Here is a 556-nt window from a genome sequence, read left to right on the forward strand (position 1 = left end):
TTGAGGTCCTACAATCACGCTATGAAGTATGTCGCCAACCGACTGGGCAAAATCATCCCGAGCCCGACTCTCAATAGCCACTGACCGCCAGTTGGGCTGTAGCCGAACCGACAGCGGACTACTGGCCTTAGGCTGTAAACACTGAAACAGCGTCTCCACCATTGCTGCCATGCCCCAGCCGGTTTTTACCGACACGGCGCAGACCGGATGGGTCGGAAAGAAGGTGGAACGCACTGCGACACGACGGGCATAAATATTGCCTGACTGATTGAGTGAGGGTTGCTGTGTGTCCCAGTCCCATTCGTGACTGGGCTCCCTTGTCACGATAGCGCTCACCGCTAACGGTGCGATAGATATGCTGGTCAATGGAAAGCGCTCGGTCATCGGCTTTAAGCAACCAGAGCACAATATCAACGCGCGGCAGCCAGTGCTGGTAGAGTGCAGCATAGTCACGATCCCTATCCTCACTCTCACCGACACCGGGTAAATCGACAAACAGAATGCTGCGTTGCCCCGATGACAACCGGAACGTAAGAGCTTGCCGGGTGCAGGCGCA

At 55.9% G+C, this 556-nt stretch carries 1 pseudogene; it reads right to left on the reverse strand.

What is annotated here, in order from left to right:
* Nucleotides 1–127 precede the first annotated feature (127 nt).
* A pseudogene (locus J5069_RS23965) lies at nucleotides 128–556 on the reverse strand (hypothetical protein); the annotation flags it as partial.

It is taken from the genome of Candidatus Symbiopectobacterium sp. NZEC127 (assembly GCF_025962675.1).
Classification (GTDB): domain Bacteria; phylum Pseudomonadota; class Gammaproteobacteria; order Enterobacterales; family Enterobacteriaceae; genus Symbiopectobacterium.